The sequence below is a fragment of the Bradyrhizobium sediminis genome (assembly GCF_018736085.1).
Taxonomy (GTDB): Bacteria; Pseudomonadota; Alphaproteobacteria; order Rhizobiales; family Xanthobacteraceae; genus Bradyrhizobium; species Bradyrhizobium sediminis.
Map to the genome: position 1 here is coordinate 5,208,079 of NZ_CP076134.1, position 13,960 is coordinate 5,222,038.

Annotated in this window: 13 protein-coding genes and 1 other RNA gene; 6 read left to right on the forward strand and 8 right to left on the reverse strand. The window is 65.6% G+C overall.

Annotated elements, in window-relative coordinates:
• Window positions 1–128 precede the first annotated feature (128 nt).
• The 5 genes from KMZ29_RS24975 to ffs all read right to left on the reverse strand — a co-directional run bounded on the left by KMZ29_RS24975 (window position 129) and on the right by ffs (window position 3,690).
• Window positions 129–557 (reverse strand): hypothetical protein, encoded by a 429-nt coding sequence (locus KMZ29_RS24975; RefSeq protein ID WP_215603868.1) that lies wholly within the window; start codon window positions 555–557, stop codon window positions 129–131.
• A 25-nt stretch (window positions 558–582) separates the two neighbouring features.
• Window positions 583–1,188 (reverse strand): recombination mediator RecR, encoded by a 606-nt coding sequence (gene recR / locus KMZ29_RS24980; RefSeq protein ID WP_215621670.1) that lies wholly within the window; start codon window positions 1,186–1,188, stop codon window positions 583–585.
• Window positions 1,189–1,193: 5 nt separating this feature from the next.
• Window positions 1,194–1,514 carry a YbaB/EbfC family nucleoid-associated protein gene (locus KMZ29_RS24985; RefSeq protein ID WP_215621671.1) on the reverse strand — a complete coding sequence of 107 codons (321 nt, stop codon included), beginning with the start codon at window positions 1,512–1,514 and terminating at the stop codon, window positions 1,194–1,196.
• A gap of 119 nt (window positions 1,515–1,633) precedes the next feature.
• Complete coding sequence (locus KMZ29_RS24990; RefSeq protein ID WP_215621672.1) at window positions 1,634–3,487, reverse strand: DNA polymerase III subunit gamma/tau; 1,854 nt, start codon at window positions 3,485–3,487, stop codon at window positions 1,634–1,636.
• 106 nt (window positions 3,488–3,593) lie between these two features.
• An RNA gene (ffs, locus tag KMZ29_RS24995) (signal recognition particle sRNA small type) lies at window positions 3,594–3,690 on the reverse strand.
• A gap of 191 nt (window positions 3,691–3,881) precedes the next feature.
• On the opposite strand from ffs, the gene KMZ29_RS25000 reads away from it, so the two are divergent.
• The 6 genes from KMZ29_RS25000 (at window position 3,882) to KMZ29_RS25025 (ending at window position 8,883) form a co-directional block, all read left to right on the forward strand.
• A complete protein-coding gene (locus KMZ29_RS25000) occupies window positions 3,882–4,307 on the forward strand; it encodes an HIT domain-containing protein (RefSeq protein WP_215613659.1) in 426 nt (141 codons plus the stop codon).
• Between the two features lie 4 nt (window positions 4,308–4,311).
• Entirely contained in the window at window positions 4,312–5,262 is a 951-nt protein-coding gene (gene nudC / locus KMZ29_RS25005) for an NAD(+) diphosphatase (RefSeq protein ID WP_215621673.1), read from the forward strand.
• Window positions 5,263–5,343: 81 nt separating this feature from the next.
• A complete protein-coding gene (locus KMZ29_RS25010) occupies window positions 5,344–6,306 on the forward strand; it encodes a sugar kinase (protein WP_215621674.1) in 963 nt (320 codons plus the stop codon).
• Window positions 6,307–6,376: 70 nt separating this feature from the next.
• The gene (locus KMZ29_RS25015) at window positions 6,377–6,877 is read left to right on the forward strand and encodes an Lrp/AsnC family transcriptional regulator (protein ID WP_215621675.1); all 501 of its coding nucleotides are present in this window, start codon (window positions 6,377–6,379) and stop codon (window positions 6,875–6,877) included.
• A 186-nt stretch (window positions 6,878–7,063) separates the two neighbouring features.
• Window positions 7,064–7,411, forward strand: coding sequence for a hypothetical protein (locus tag KMZ29_RS25020; protein WP_215621676.1), 348 nt, complete (start codon window positions 7,064–7,066; stop codon window positions 7,409–7,411).
• 2 nt (window positions 7,412–7,413) lie between these two features.
• A complete protein-coding gene (locus KMZ29_RS25025; RefSeq protein WP_215621677.1) occupies window positions 7,414–8,883 on the forward strand; it encodes a methyl-accepting chemotaxis protein in 1,470 nt (489 codons plus the stop codon).
• A gap of 204 nt (window positions 8,884–9,087) precedes the next feature.
• On the opposite strand, the gene KMZ29_RS25030 is transcribed toward KMZ29_RS25025, so the two are convergent.
• From KMZ29_RS25030 to hrpB, 3 genes are all read right to left on the reverse strand, one after another.
• Window positions 9,088–10,587, reverse strand: coding sequence for a phosphomannomutase/phosphoglucomutase (locus KMZ29_RS25030; protein WP_215621678.1), 1,500 nt, complete (start codon window positions 10,585–10,587; stop codon window positions 9,088–9,090).
• Between the two features lie 121 nt (window positions 10,588–10,708).
• Window positions 10,709–11,227, reverse strand: a complete 519-nt coding sequence (locus KMZ29_RS25035) for a TIGR02281 family clan AA aspartic protease (RefSeq protein ID WP_215621679.1) — start codon at window positions 11,225–11,227, stop codon at window positions 10,709–10,711.
• A gap of 222 nt (window positions 11,228–11,449) precedes the next feature.
• On the reverse strand, window positions 11,450–13,939 hold the full coding sequence (hrpB, locus tag KMZ29_RS25040) for an ATP-dependent helicase HrpB (RefSeq protein ID WP_215621680.1): 2,490 nt from the start codon (window positions 13,937–13,939) through the stop codon (window positions 11,450–11,452).
• Window positions 13,940–13,960 lie beyond the last annotated feature (21 nt).

Consider the following 13,960-nt stretch of genomic DNA (forward strand, 5'->3'; position numbering starts at 1 on the left):
CGAAGGCGACCCAGTATTCCAGAGCAGCTGCGATAGAACCGAGAGAGCACGGCGTACTGGGTCGCCCGGTCAAGCCGGGCGATGACAGCGGTATTTGTGGGCGATGACTTTGTGCGGATGGCCCTGTCTCAATGCTTCGTCACCACGCTCCACTTCGTCACCACGGCTTCGCTCATCTGCCCGGCGTCCTGCGCGCAGGCGACTTCGTCGACCTTGATCGAGATTTCCTTGCCGATGAAGCCCTTCAGCTGCGCGGCCTGGGCATCGCTGGAGGTGACCAGCTGGAAGGTCTCCGGGCCGGTCTCGAGGTTGCAAAGCCCGTTCGGCGGCGGCAGCCGGCGCGGCTCGCTGGTGAGCTGGTAGGTGGCGACGCGCTTACCCTTCTTGGCCCCGCGGACCTTCATGGCATTGAGCTCTCCCGACAGCACGTCGCCGGCCTTGATCGGCTTGCCCGGCTTCGGCACCGGTTGCGCCTGCTGTGCCCAGCCGGATGGAGCGGCGAGAGCCACCATCATTGCCGCAAAAGCCAGGCGTCCGGCGAATCGTCGTTTCGTCATGTCGATCAGTTCCGTCTCTTGATTGCTAGAACAACGTACGCTGCCGCATGGCTGCGGACAGCGTGCCTTCGTCGAGGTAATCGAGTTCGCCACCCACCGGCACGCCGTGGGCCAACCTCGTCACCTTGACGTTCGCCTCCTGCAGGAGGTCGGTGATGTAATGCGCGGTGGTCTGGCCGTCCACTGTCGCATTCAATGCCAGAATGATTTCCGTCACCCGCGGGTCGTGGGCGCGCGCCACCAGCGCGTCGATGGTGAGGTCCTGCGGGCCGACGCCGTCCAGCGGCGACAGCGTCGCGCCCAGCACGTGATAGAAACCATTAGTGGCATGCGCGCGTTCCAGCGCCCAGAGATCGGCGACGTCGGCGACCACGACGATGATCGAGGGATCGCGCCGCGGATCGGTGCACACCGTGCAGGGATTTTGCGTATCGATATTGCCGCAGGTCTTGCAGACCTGGATCTTTTCGATCGCCACCTGCAGCGCGCCCGCAAGCGGCGTCATCAGCGCCTCGCGCTTCTTTATCAGATGCAGCGCCGCGCGCCGCGCCGAACGCGGGCCGAGCCCCGGCAGCCGCGCCAGCAGCTGGATCAGGCGTTCGATTTCGGGACCGGCAACCGCGGAAGACATGCTGGCTAGCCGAGACCCAATCCGGGCGGCAGCCCGAGCCCGCCGGTCAGCGCCTGCATCTTCTCCTGCATCGCGGCTTCCGCCTTGCGCTGCGCGTCGTTGTGTGCGGTCACCAGCAGGTCTTCGAGGATTTCGCGCTCGTCCGCCTTCATCAGCGAGGGATCGATCTTGACCGCCTTCACCTGCATCTTCGCGGTCATGCGCACGGTTACCAGCCCGCCGCCGGAAATGCCCTCGACCTCGACATTGCCGAGTTCTTCCTGCATCGCCTGCATCTTCGATTGCAGCTGGGCTGCCTGTTTCATCATGCCGAGGAAATCAGCCATGAATGCTTCCTTTTGAGATTCCAGAACCGCGATTTCAATCGTATCAGAATCCAGGCTCTATTCTCTTGTTTCGACGCGTTTCCTGACGTGAACCGGTATCCGCTTCGCTCGAAAACGCTCTAGAAATCGTCGCTGTCGGGACGCTCGGCGGGATCGTCTCCGCTAGCATCGGATTCCGGCGGCTCGGGGGCAAGCCTGCGCACCTCAACCACCTTGGCGCCGGGAAATCGCGCCAGCACCTCCTGTACCCTGGGATCGGCTTCCGCGGCGCGCTCGCGCTGGCTTTTTTGCAATTCGTTCTGCGAACGCAGCGTCGGCTGTCCAGCCTCGTTGGACACGATCACGGTCCAGCGCCGCCCGGTCCATTGCTCCAGCTTGCGCGAGAGATCGTTGATCAGGGTCCGCGCCGCGCTACGCTCCAGCGCCAGTTCGAGCCGGCCGTCCTCGATACGGACCAGGCGGACATCGGCTTCCAGCGCGGCCTTTGTCAAGAGATCGCGTTTCTCGCCGGCCAGCGCCACCAGTTCGGGAAAGCTTGCGATCTTGAGCGCTGCGGGTGCGGACTGCGTCTCCGCCATCGGCGCCATCATCTGCGGGCGCGCCGAAGGTTCGGCGCTGGCGCGCGGCGCGGCAGACGCGCGCGGGGCCGAAGGCTGCATCGAAGACATCGCCGGCGCGGGCGTCGTCCGCGCCGGCGCAGCGCTTGCTGCGGCAACCGGCGAGGCGCCGCCGTTCTGTTCGATCATCCGGATCGCCTCGTCCGGCGTCGGCAAATCCGCGACATAGGCGATGCGCACCAGCACCATTTCCGCGGCCGCCGCCGGCCGGGTCGCGGCCTGCACCTCGGTGATGCCCTTGAGCAGCATCTGCCACATCCGCGACAGCACCCGCATCGACAGCTTGGACGCGAAATCGCGGGCGCGCACGCGCTCGGTCTCGCCGAAGGCGACGTTGTCGGCGGTCGCCGGCACGATCTTGACGCGGGTGACGAAGTTGACGAATTCGGCGAGATCGGACAGCACCACGATCGGATCGGCGCCGGTGTCGTATTGCTCGCGGAATTCCCTGAAAGCGCTGGCGATGTCGCCGCGCGCCAGCTGTTCGAACAGATCGATCACCCGGGTGCGGTCGGCGAGGCCGAGCATCTGTCGCACCGCATCGGCGCGCACCGGGCCCGCCGCATGCGCTATCGCCTGGTCGAACAGCGACAGCGAATCGCGCACCGAGCCTTCCGCCGCGCGCGCCAGGATGCCGAGCGCCTCCGGCTCGACCTCGACGTTCTCCTTCGCCGCGATATTGGCAAGATGCCCCATCAGCACGTCGGCATCGACCCGGCGCATGTCGAACCGCTGGCAGCGCGACAGCACCGTGACCGGCACTTTGCGGATTTCGGTGGTGGCGAACACGAATTTGGCGTGCTCGGGCGGCTCTTCCAGCGTCTTCAGGAAGGCGTTGAAGGCCGCGGTCGACAGCATGTGGACTTCGTCGATGATGTAGACCTTGTAGCGGGCGCTGGCCGGCGCATAGCGCACGCTGTCGTTGATCTGGCGCACGTCGTCGACGCCGGTATGGGACGCGGCGTCCATTTCCAGCACGTCCATGTGCCGGCTTTCCATGATCGCCTGGCAATGCACGCCCAGAACGGGCATGTGGATGGTCGGCCCCTTCACCGAACCGTCCGGCAGCTCGTAATTCAGCGCGCGGGCGAGAATCCGCGCCGTGGTGGTTTTGCCGACGCCGCGCACGCCGGTCAGGATCCAGGCCTGCGGGATCCGCCCGGTTTCGAATGCGTTGGAAACGGTACGGACCACGGCATCCTGGCCGATCAGGTCGTCGAAGCTGGACGGGCGGTATTTCCGCGCCAGCACGCGGTAATGCTTGCCGGCCTCCGGCGGGCCGCCGAGATCGAAGCCGCCCTGATGGGCGCTTTCGGCATCGTTGGGGGGCGTTACGGGGATGCCAGCGTCGGTCATCGATCGATCCGCAATTGATTGTCTCTCGAAGCCGGCTTGCGGAAAGGGAGCCAAATCAAGCGCAGCACGGGATAGCCCATCTTGCGCGATTCGCTCGAAAAAACAGGTAGGAGACTGACGAGCGACCCGATCCGGACCTCGTTAGGGCTGCTTCCTTCCGGACCTGACCCGGTTGGCGAGTGGCTCGTCCACCGCCAATCTCCCGGCCCTTATTTGGGGCCAAAAGCCCCGGAAAGCAAGCGGGGACGGGAGGGGTTTGCGGGACTTGCTCAAAAAGGCGGAAAGGCATTAGTTGCCGTCATGGCCGGGCTTGTCCCGGCCATCCACGTCTTTCTTTGCTGCCAAACAAGACGTGGATGCCCGGCACAAGGCCGGGCATGACGAGGGAACATGTATGCCTTCTGACGCCCCCGCCTGGTCGCTGCATTCACAGCTTAAAAAGGACACCATCGACATCGGCGACCTGCCGCTGTGCCGGGTGCTCGTGATCAAGGACGCCCATTACCCCTGGCTGCTGCTGGTGCCGCGCCGGCCCGACGCCGTCGAGATCATCGACCTCAGCGAGATCGAGCAGGCGCAGTTGATGACCGAGATCAACCGCGTCGCCCGGGCCCTGAAGGAAGTCACCAAGTGCGACAAGCTGAATATCGCGGCGCTGGGCAATCTGGTGCCGCAACTGCACGTCCATATCATCGCGCGGCGCTCCAGCGACGCCGCCTGGCCGCGTCCGGTCTGGGGGGTGATGCCGCCGCTGGCGCACGACGCCGAAGAAGTCCAGAATTTCATCAGCGCGCTGCGCCGCAAGATTTGGCTTGGTTGAACCCATGACAGCATTCGACAAGTTTCCACTGGGGCGGCCCGCCTTCGTCACCAATATTCTGGATCGCGCCGCGCATCTGCGCTCCAACGACGAGAAACTGCTCGCGCTGGAAGGGCATCGCGACGCCCGCGCCTATGTGGTGCATCGCGATTCGCTGGTGGTGAAGCAGGAAGCCGGCGGTCCCCGCGCGCTCTTGACCCTCGACGAGGCGCTGAAATTCGGCGCCAATCCGGGCACGATCTTCCTGGGCCTGCGCGACGGTGCACCGGTGTTCGGCATGGGCATCTCGGCCGCATCGGTCGAGAAGCTCCTGACCCGCGACGACGTCGCCGTCACCGAGTTGCGCGGCATGGCGATGCAGGGCGTGATCCCGCCCGAGCAGCTCTCGGCGATCGCGATGGCGAAATCGATGGTGAGCTGGCATCAGCGCCACGGCTATTGCGCCAATTGCGGAACCCGCACCGCGATGAAGGAAGGCGGCTGGAAGCGCGACTGCCCGAATTGCAAGGCCGAGCATTTTCCGCGCACCGATCCCGTCGTGATCATGCTGGTGACATCAGGCGACAAATGCCTGATGGGCCGGCAGAAGCAGTTTCCGCCGGGCATGTGGTCGTGCCTTGCGGGTTTCGTCGAGGCCGCCGAGACCATCGAGGACGCGGTCCGGCGCGAAATTTTCGAGGAATCCGGGATCCACTGCACCGACGTGAACTACTACATGACGCAGCCTTGGCCCTATCCGTCATCCCTGATGATCGGATGCACCGCGCGCGCCACCAGCGAGGACATCATCGTCGATCACGCCGAACTGGAGGATGCCCGCTGGTTCGACCGCGCCGAGGCCACGCTGATGATCAAGCGGCAGCATCCCGACGGCCTCGCCGGACCGCATCCGTTCGCGATTGCCCATCATTTGCTCGGACGCTGGCTGCATGAGGGCCCGGACGCGCGCGCATAGCGGGGAACGCCCTATGGCTCGATCGATTAACTCCGGACCAGGGTTCCGGGACAACGCGGAACCGGCATGACGGATTCCCGCATGAACTTTCAAGCCGCCGCGCCGAAGATCCCGCCGCGCATTCTCTGCATCGGCATGCCGGTGCGCGACCTGACGTTCCGCGTCAGCGGCGTTCCCGCGCGCGGCTCCAAGGAGAACGCCAGCCATTTCGACGAAATCTGCGGCGGCAACGCGCTCAACGCCGCGATCGGAATCGTCCGGCTCGGCGGCCGCGCCTCGATCTGCGGCCCGACGGGCGACGTCCGAGAAACATCGAGCCGTTTTATCTTCGAAAAACTCGCCCACGAAGGCATCGAGACCAGGCACATCGTGCACATGCCGGGACTGGTGACGCCGATCTCGTCCGTCATGGTCGATCCGAGCGGCGAGCGCACCATCGTCACCTTCCGCGATCCGGAGTTGTGGAAGGTCCGCCTGCCCGGCACCGAAACGCTGCTGGAAGATTGTGCCGCCATCCTCACCGAGAGCCGCTGCGCGGAATTCTGCACCGATCTGTGCGCCGAGGCGCGCCGCCGCGGCATCCCCGTGATTGTGGACGTCGACCGCGCGATGTCGCTGCGGGAAGGCCTGCTCACCGCTTCTTCCCATTTGGTATTCTCGAGCGAGCCGCTGCAGGAGACCGCCGATGTCACCGATGACGGCCAGGCGCTGAAAAAGATTGCGAAGCTGACGCCGTCGTTCTTGGCGGGGACGCGCGGGCCGAAAGGCACGATCTGGCTCGACGAGCAGGGCCATCTGCAGGAGACGCCGGCTTTCCCGGTGCACACCGTGGATACGCTCGGCGCCGGCGACGTGTTCCATGGCGCGTTCGCGCTCGCGATTACCGAACAGCAGGAATTGCGGCAGGCGCTCCGCTTCGCTTCGGCCGCGGCGGCCCTGAAATGCACCCGCTTCGGTGGCGCCTTTGCCGCCCCGCAACGCGCTGAAGTGGAACAGCTTTTGGGCCAGGGCCAGACCGCCAATCCGGCTCAGGACGGCCAATGACGGGCTTGTCTTAGAAGATTTTTCTCTATATGAGGGATACAAACCTCAAATATGGAAAAAAGTTCTTCCCATGACCGATCTCGCCACCCAGGTTCTCGAGCCCAACCGCCGCCTCGACGCCATCGACCGCAAGATTCTGACCGTGCTGCAGGAGGACGCCTCGCTCTCGGTCGCCGAGATCGGCGACCGCGTCGGCCTGTCCTCGACGCCGTGCTGGAAGCGGATCCAGCGGCTCGAGGCCGACGGGGTGATCCTGCGCCGGGTCGCATTGGTCGACCAGAACAAGATCGGGCTCGGCATTACCGTGTTCGTCTCGGTCGAGAGCGCCGATCATTCCGAGGCCTGGCTCAGGACCTTTGCCAGCGCCGTCAGCGCGATGCCGGAGGTGATGGAGTTCTACCGGATGGCCGGCGACGTCGACTACATGCTGCGCGTCGTGGTCGCGAACATGCAGAGCTATGACGTGTTCTACAAGAAACTGATCGGCGCGGTGCCGCTGAAGAACGTGACGTCGCGCTTTGCGATGGAAAAGATCAAGTCGGTCACCGCATACCCGGTGCCGGCAGCGTAACCGCGGATCCTGGCACGCGACGTCTTTTCGATTTCCATCACAAGCGCTCTGGCGCGCGCCTGAATCGTTCCTCGCGGACAATAACAACCGCTGCTCGCCAATGACGGCCCGGATGCGGGCATCTCCCCCGTAGTTCTACAGCCGGGTCTTCACCCGAAGTTAGCTTTGTCGCTGTATTCGATCCCAATGGGCCGGGTCCAGAACATCACGTCGTCTCGCTGGCCGGCCTGGCTCGGCGCCGCAGCTTTATTGCTGGCGAGCGTGACCGCGGTCGCGACGCTCTCATTCCAGGTTCGTCCCGGCACTGAGGTTGTGGCCGTGGCCTTTCCGCCGTGGTGGACCGCCCAGCAAATCTTCGCCGCCACCGCCTCGGCTGACGCCGCGGTCGTCAGAACGACCGCCGTTGCGACCCTGCTCGTGGTCAGACCCAACGATCATGAAGGCCTGAGCCGCCTGCGTCAGGCCGGCGCCTGGCTGACGATCGATCCCCAGGCCGTTGCCGCCTGCTTCAACACGACAGACAAGGAAATCTGAGCATGGACATCCGCAGCAAGGATCTCGACACTTTGCGCGAAACCGCCAGCAAGGCGCTGATCGCGCTGCTCTGGCTGCATGTTCCGATCGCCATGGCCATCGGCATGGCGCGCGGCGCCAGCTGGCTGATCCCAACCCTCCTGATGGTGGCGTTTGCGGCGGCGGCGACCTTGTCGTGGCGCGCAGCCGGCAACGGCGTTTCCACCAGTCTGGTGGTGGCCGTCGCCCTGATGGGCGGGGTTTCGATCTTCACGTTCCAGCTGTCCGGACATCCCTGGCAGATCGACATCCACATGTACTTCTTTGCGGCGCTGGCCTGCCTCGTCGCCTATTGCGACATCCGGCCGATCCTTGCCGGAACCGTCGCCGTCGCCCTGCATCACCTGGTGCTGAATTTCATCATTCCGGCGGCGATCTTCCCGGGCGGAGCCGATTTCGGACGCGTGGTGGTTCACGCCGGCATCCTCATCGTCGAAGCCGCCGTGCTGGTCTGGGTCGCTCATCAGCTCGCGACCCTGTTCATGACGACGGCGCAGAAGACGGCCGAAGCCGAAGCGGCGACCGTCGCCGAGGCCCGCGCCAATGCGCAGCGCGGCGAGGCCGAGCAGCGCTCCCGGCTGGAACGCGACACGGCGATGCGCGGGCTCGCTACCGAGTTCGAGAGCAAGATCGGCCATATCGTCGAAGCCGTCGCCGTGGCCGCCCGCGAAATGCAGGGCATGTCCTCGTCGATGAGCAATAGCAGCGGGGAAGCCGCGCGGCAGACGGCCGCGGCCGCCGCCGCGTCTTCCCAGGCTTCGCTCAATGTCGGAACCGTGGCCTCGGCGACGGAGGAGCTGACCGCCTCGATCAGCGAAATCGCGCAACAGGCGACGCGCTCCGCCACCGTCACCGGAAAGGCGGCCGAAGAGGCCCGCCGCACCAACGCCGTCGTCGAGGGCCTCGCAACAGGGACCCAGAAGATCGGCGAAGTCGTGACCCTGATCCAGAGCATCGCCAGCCAGACCAATCTGCTGGCGCTGAATGCCACGATCGAAGCGGCCCGCGCCGGCGAGCACGGCCGCGGATTTGCGGTGGTGGCCAGCGAAGTCAAGGCGCTGGCCAATCAGACCGCGAAGGCGACGGAAGAAATTTCGACGCAGATCCAGAGCATTCAGGCCGCGACCGGCGACGCCGTCAGTGCGATCCAGGCGATCGGCGGCACCATCGCCGAAATCAACGAAATCTCCAACGCCATCGCTGCCGCCGTCGAACAACAGGGATCGGCGACACGCGAGATCTCCGGCAACGTACAGCAGGCGGCGGACGGCACCCGCGAGGTCAATGATAACATCGTCGGTGTGGCCGAGGCCTCGGACCAGCTCGGCACCTCGGCCTCGAAGCTCCTGGACGCCGCCACCGGACTGTCATCGCAATCCGACCGGCTGAAATTCGAGGTCGGCAGCTTCCTGGACTCGGTGCGCGCGGCGTAGGCAGGAAAGCTCCCTCGCCCCGCTCTTGCGGGGGCGAGACGAGCGAAGCTCGCTCTTAGAGGGTTGGGGTGAGGGGCCGCTTCCGCATATTCGGACGACGGGGTGCGCGCGGTGAGTCCCCCTCACCCGGATCGCTCCGGACGATGCTTCGCATCGCCGAGGCGATCCGACCTCTCCCCGCAAGCGGGGCGAGGTAAAGGAAGGTCAAATCGTCTGATTGTATTCGCCGACCTCGGGATGGGTGCGCAGCACCACATTCATCGCCTCGAACAAATCGTGCATGCGCTGCTCGGAAACCGGGCTCTCGACCACCACCACCAGTTCCGGCTTGTTGGATGACGCCCGCACCAGGCCCCAGCTGCCGTCCTCGACGGTGACGCGCACGCCGTTGACAGTGACGAGATCGCGGATCTTCTGCCCCGCCACCTTCGCGCCCTGCTTCTGCATCGCCTCGAAATGCTTCACCACGGCGTCGACCACGCCGTATTTGGTCTCGTCGGCGCAATGCGGCGACATCGTCGGCGACGACCAGGTCTTCGGCAGCGCGTCCTTCAGATCCGCCATCGACTTGCCGGGCGCGCGATCGAGCATCTCGCAGACCGCGATCGCCGAGAGCAGGCCGTCGTCATAACCGCGGCCGAACGGCTTGTTGAAGAAGAAGTGGCCGGATTTCTCGAAGCCCGCCAGCGCGCCGAGTTCGTTGGTGCGGCGCTTCATGTAGGAGTGGCCGGTCTTCCAGTAGGTGGTGTTGGCCCCTTGCGCCTGCAGCACCGGGTCGGTCACGAACAGCCCGGTCGATTTCACGTCGACCACGAATTGCGCGTTGTTGTGGATCGCCGACATGTCGCGGGCCAGCATCACGCCGACCTTGTCGGCGAATATCTCTTCGCCGGTATTGTCGACCACGCCGCAGCGGTCGCCGTCGCCGTCGAAGCCGAGGCCGACATCGGCCTTGTGCTCAAGCACCGCGTCGCGGATGGCGTGCAGCATTTCCATGTCTTCGGGGTTGGGATTGTATTTCGGAAAGGTGTGATCGAGCTCGGTGTCGAGCGGCACCACCTCGCAGCCGATCGCCTGCATCACCTGCGGCGCGAACGCGCCTGCGGTGCCGTTGCCGCAGGCGACCACGACTTTCAGCTTGCGCTTCAGCTTCGGGTGCTTGGTCAGATCGGCGATGTAGCGCGCCGGGAAATTCTCGTGAAACTGATAGGAGCCGCCGGCCTTGTTCCTGAAGTCGGCGTTGAGCACGATCTCCTTCAGCCGGGTCATCTCGTCCGGCCCGAAGGTCAGCGGCCGGTTGGCGCCCATCTTGACCCCGGTCCAGCCATTGTCGTTATGCGACGCCGTCACCATCGCGACGCAGGGCACGTCGAGTTCGAACTGCGCGAAATACGCCATCGGCGTCATGCACAGGCCGATGTCGTGAACCCTGCAGCCCGCGGCCTGCAGCCCCGAAATCAGCGCGTATTTGATCGAGGCCGAATAGCCGCGGAAATCATGCCCGGTGACGACCTCCTGCTTGACGCCGAGCTCCGCGATCAGCGCCCCCAGCCCCATGCCCAGCGCCTGGATGCCCATCAGGTTGATTTCCTTGCCGAACAGCCAGCGCGCGTCATATTCGCGAAAGCCGGTCGCCTTCACCATCGGCTCGGATTCATAGGCATAGGTATTCGGAACCAGCGCGGATTTCGGCTTCGGAAACATTCAGGCCTCGTGGTGAAATGCAGAAGGAACGCACCGCAGCCATAGCGAATGCGCGGGCGCGGCGAAAGGCGGGATAATGGCTTGTGGCGATTAATTGCGGCGGATTGGCAGCGAAGCCTGCCTATTGCTCAAGCACCAGCCTGCCGTTCGCGTACTCAAACCGCTTCAGCTTCGACAGGAACGACAGGCCGAGCAGGTTCTCCGACAGCGCCTCATCGGGCAGCACCATGGCGTCGACGTCGCGCACCACGAGGCCGCCGAGTTCGACCATGGCCAGCCGCGTGCGCGCCGCCTTGATGGTGCCGTTGGCGGTGGAGACGGTGGCGTTGTAGTCGCTGCGCTGCGGGCGGAAACCGAACCGCGCCGCGGACTTCTCGTTCAGCGCCACGACAGACGCGCCGGTGTCGACCATGAAGCCGATGCGCTGGCCGTCGATCCGGCCCTCGGTCTGGAAATGGCCGCGGGCGTCGCGCGGAATGCTGAGGCTGCGGCCACCCGTCTGCGCCGGCATTTCGACCGCGGCGGCTTTCCGGGATGCATTGCTGGCGAGCGCGGGAGAGGCCGTCATCTTGTCGGCCATCTGCGCCATGATGGTGCCGAGGCCGACCATGAACGCGGCAATAATCATAATGTTACGCATCACGCCACACTCGCTGAGAAGACCCGTGATTTCACCACATCCGCCGCACACCTGCGACCGAAGGCGGCGGCGGAGGCTGCCATTTTGGCGAAAAGGATGAGCGAAGTGTTAACGGGGGGCAAAGCGGTCATGCCTGGACTTGATCCGGCATCCATCTCCTTCGCAAAAAGCGCTTCATGAGATGAAGGATTGCCGGGTCAAGCCCGGCAATGACAACCTGAGTCAAGTCCCCCGCGGCTTGACCCGCCGCGTCGGTACAGCGCTGGCGGGATCTTCGGGCCAGGGATGCCGCGGATAGCGCCCGCGCAGGTCGGAACGCACCGCGGCATAGCTGCCGCGCCAGAAACCCGGTAGGTCGCGCGTCACCTGCACCGGCCGGTGCGCCGGCGACAGCAATTCAAGCACCAGCGGCACCGCGCCCTTCGCAATCGACGGATGGGTGTTGAGCCCGAACAATTCCTGCAAGCGGACCGCAATCGTCGGCCCCTGCTCGGCCTCGTAGTCGATCGCAAGCTGGGTGCCGGTCGGCGCTTCGAAATGCGTCGGCGCTTCCCTCTCCAGTCGCGCGCGCAATTCCCAGGGCAACAGGCTCATCAGCGCATCGGACAGCTCGCCGGCCGAAAGATCCTTCAGCGCCGCCTTGTCGTAGAGAACAGGCGCCAGCCATGTTTCGCGCTGCGCGGCCAGCGCATCGTCGGACAAATCGGGCCAGGAATGCTGTGACGTGTCGCCTTCGGCCTTGCGCAGGAACATCACGCGGTCGCGCCATTGTTTCAGTGCTTTCGACCATGGCAGTTTGTCGATACCGGCGGCGATCAGCCCGTCGGCCAGCACAGGCGCGGTATCGGCCGACGGCTGCAGCGCCAATGGGGCCTCCGACAGCGTGATCGCATGCAGCGTCTTCTTGCGCCGCGCCCGCAACGCCATCGCGCCGCGATCGAAGGAAACCTCGTCCGCGGTCTCGATCTGGTCGGCAAAGCGCAGCTCGATCTCGGCCTGCGCGATCGGCGCGGCCAAGAGGATGCGGCCCTGCGCCGCGGTGCCGGTCAATTCCGCGACCGCGATATAGGGTGCACGCGCCAGCGCGGAGGTCTGGTCCACGGCGGCGCCGCGGCCATTGGCCAGCACAAAACTGCCATTGCCGCGGTTCTTCGCGACCCGGTCGGGAAAGGCAAAGGCGAGCATCACGCCGGTTGAAGGCGAAGTATCCTCGCTGGGCCGCCCCTCCGTGGCCGCCACCTGTGACGCCCAGCGCCGGGCGAGGCTGCGTGCGCTGGAAGCGCGTTGCGAGCGGTCGCGGCGGAACTGGTCGAGCCTGAAATCGAGATCGACGCTATCGCCGCCGAGGCCGCGCTCGGTCAGGATGGCCGCGATGTCGGCGGCTTCCTCGCCGGCGCCCAGCCGATGCGAATCCACGATCATGCGCGCCAGCCGCGGCGGCAGCGCCAGCGCGCGCAGGCTCTTTCCTTCCGCCGTGATCCGGCCGTCGGCGTCGAGCGCGCCGAGTTCATGCAGCAGGCTCTTCGCTTCCTTCAGCGCCGGCACAGGCGGCGGGTCGAGAAACGCCAGCGTCGCGGGGTCGCTGACGCCCCATTGCGCGAGGTCGAGCACCAGCGACGACAGATCGGCAGAAAGGATTTCGGGCTGGGTGTAAGCGGCGAGCGAGGCGGTCTGCGGCTCGTCCCACAGCCGGTAGCAGACGCCGGGCTCGGTGCGCCCGGCGCGGCCGCGGCGCTGATCGACTGCGGCGCGCGAGGCGCGCACGGTTTCCAGACGCGTCAGGCCGATATCGGGCTCGTAGCGCGGCACCCGCGCCACGCCGGAATCGACCACGATGCGCACGCCCTCGATCGTCAGCGAGGTCTCCGCGATCGAGGTCGCCAGCACCACCTTGCGATGGCCTTTTGGAGCAGGCGCAATGGCGCGGTCCTGCACGCCGGCATCGAGCGCGCCGAACAGCGGCACGATTTCGGTCGAAGCGTCGTGGACGCGTTCGCCGAGGAAATTCTGGGTACGGCGGATTTCGGCGGCACCAGGCAGGAACGCCAGCACCGAGCCGGGATCGGCGCGCAGCGCCATCGCGATCGCGTCCGCCATCTGCCGCTCCAGCGGCGCATCGGCCTTGCGGCCGAGATAGCGGGTCTCGACCGGATAGGCACGGCCCTCGCTGGCGATAACGGGCGCGTCGCCGAGCAGCTTTGCCACCCGCGCGCCGTCGAGCGTCGCCGACATCACCAGAATCCGCAGATCCTCGCGCAGACCCGTTTGCGCGTCGCGCGCCAGCGCGAGGCCCAGATCGGCATCGAGCGAGCGCTCGTGAAATTCGTCGAACAGCACGGCGGCGACGCCAGACAGTTCCGGATCGTCGAGAATCTGCCGCGAGAAGATGCCCTCGGTCACGACCTCGATCCGGGTGGCGCGCGACACTTTCGAGCCGAAGCGGACGCGGTAGCCGACGGTGTCGCCGACGCGCTCGCCGAGCGTCTTCGCCATGCGCTCGGCGCTGGCACGGGCCGCGATCCGCCGCGGCTCCAGCACGATGATTTTCCTGTCGGCTATCCACGGCTCATCGAGCAGCGCCAGCGGCACCCGCGTGGTCTTGCCGGCTCCGGGAGGAGCCACCAGCACCGCGGCGTTGTTGCCCGCGAGCGTGCGGGACAGCTGGTCCAGCACGGCGTCGATCGGGAGGGGCGTGTCGAAACTGCGGGACAAGGTCTCACCAACTCGTCATGC

What these genes read in the sequence shown, in the direction of transcription:
- KMZ29_RS24975 (WP_215603868.1), bottom strand. Translation starts at nt 557, where the DNA reads ATGACGAAACGACGATTCGCCGGACGCCTGGCTTTTGCGGCAATGATG.
- recR (WP_215621670.1), bottom strand. Translation starts at nt 1,188, where the DNA reads ATGTCTTCCGCGGTTGCCGGTCCCGAAATCGAACGCCTGATCCAGCTG.
- KMZ29_RS24985 (WP_215621671.1), bottom strand. Translation starts at nt 1,514, where the DNA reads ATGGCTGATTTCCTCGGCATGATGAAACAGGCAGCCCAGCTGCAATCG.
- KMZ29_RS24990 (WP_215621672.1), bottom strand. Translation starts at nt 3,487, where the DNA reads ATGACCGACGCTGGCATCCCCGTAACGCCCCCCAACGATGCCGAAAGC.
- KMZ29_RS25000 (WP_215613659.1), top strand. Translation starts at nt 3,882, where the DNA reads ATGCCTTCTGACGCCCCCGCCTGGTCGCTGCATTCACAGCTTAAAAAG.
- nudC (WP_215621673.1), top strand. Translation starts at nt 4,312, where the DNA reads ATGACAGCATTCGACAAGTTTCCACTGGGGCGGCCCGCCTTCGTCACC.
- KMZ29_RS25010 (WP_215621674.1), top strand. Translation starts at nt 5,344, where the DNA reads ATGAACTTTCAAGCCGCCGCGCCGAAGATCCCGCCGCGCATTCTCTGC.
- KMZ29_RS25015 (WP_215621675.1), top strand. Translation starts at nt 6,377, where the DNA reads ATGACCGATCTCGCCACCCAGGTTCTCGAGCCCAACCGCCGCCTCGAC.
- KMZ29_RS25020 (WP_215621676.1), top strand. Translation starts at nt 7,064, where the DNA reads ATGGGCCGGGTCCAGAACATCACGTCGTCTCGCTGGCCGGCCTGGCTC.
- KMZ29_RS25025 (WP_215621677.1), top strand. Translation starts at nt 7,414, where the DNA reads ATGGACATCCGCAGCAAGGATCTCGACACTTTGCGCGAAACCGCCAGC.
- KMZ29_RS25030 (WP_215621678.1), bottom strand. Translation starts at nt 10,587, where the DNA reads ATGTTTCCGAAGCCGAAATCCGCGCTGGTTCCGAATACCTATGCCTAT.
- KMZ29_RS25035 (WP_215621679.1), bottom strand. Translation starts at nt 11,227, where the DNA reads ATGCGTAACATTATGATTATTGCCGCGTTCATGGTCGGCCTCGGCACC.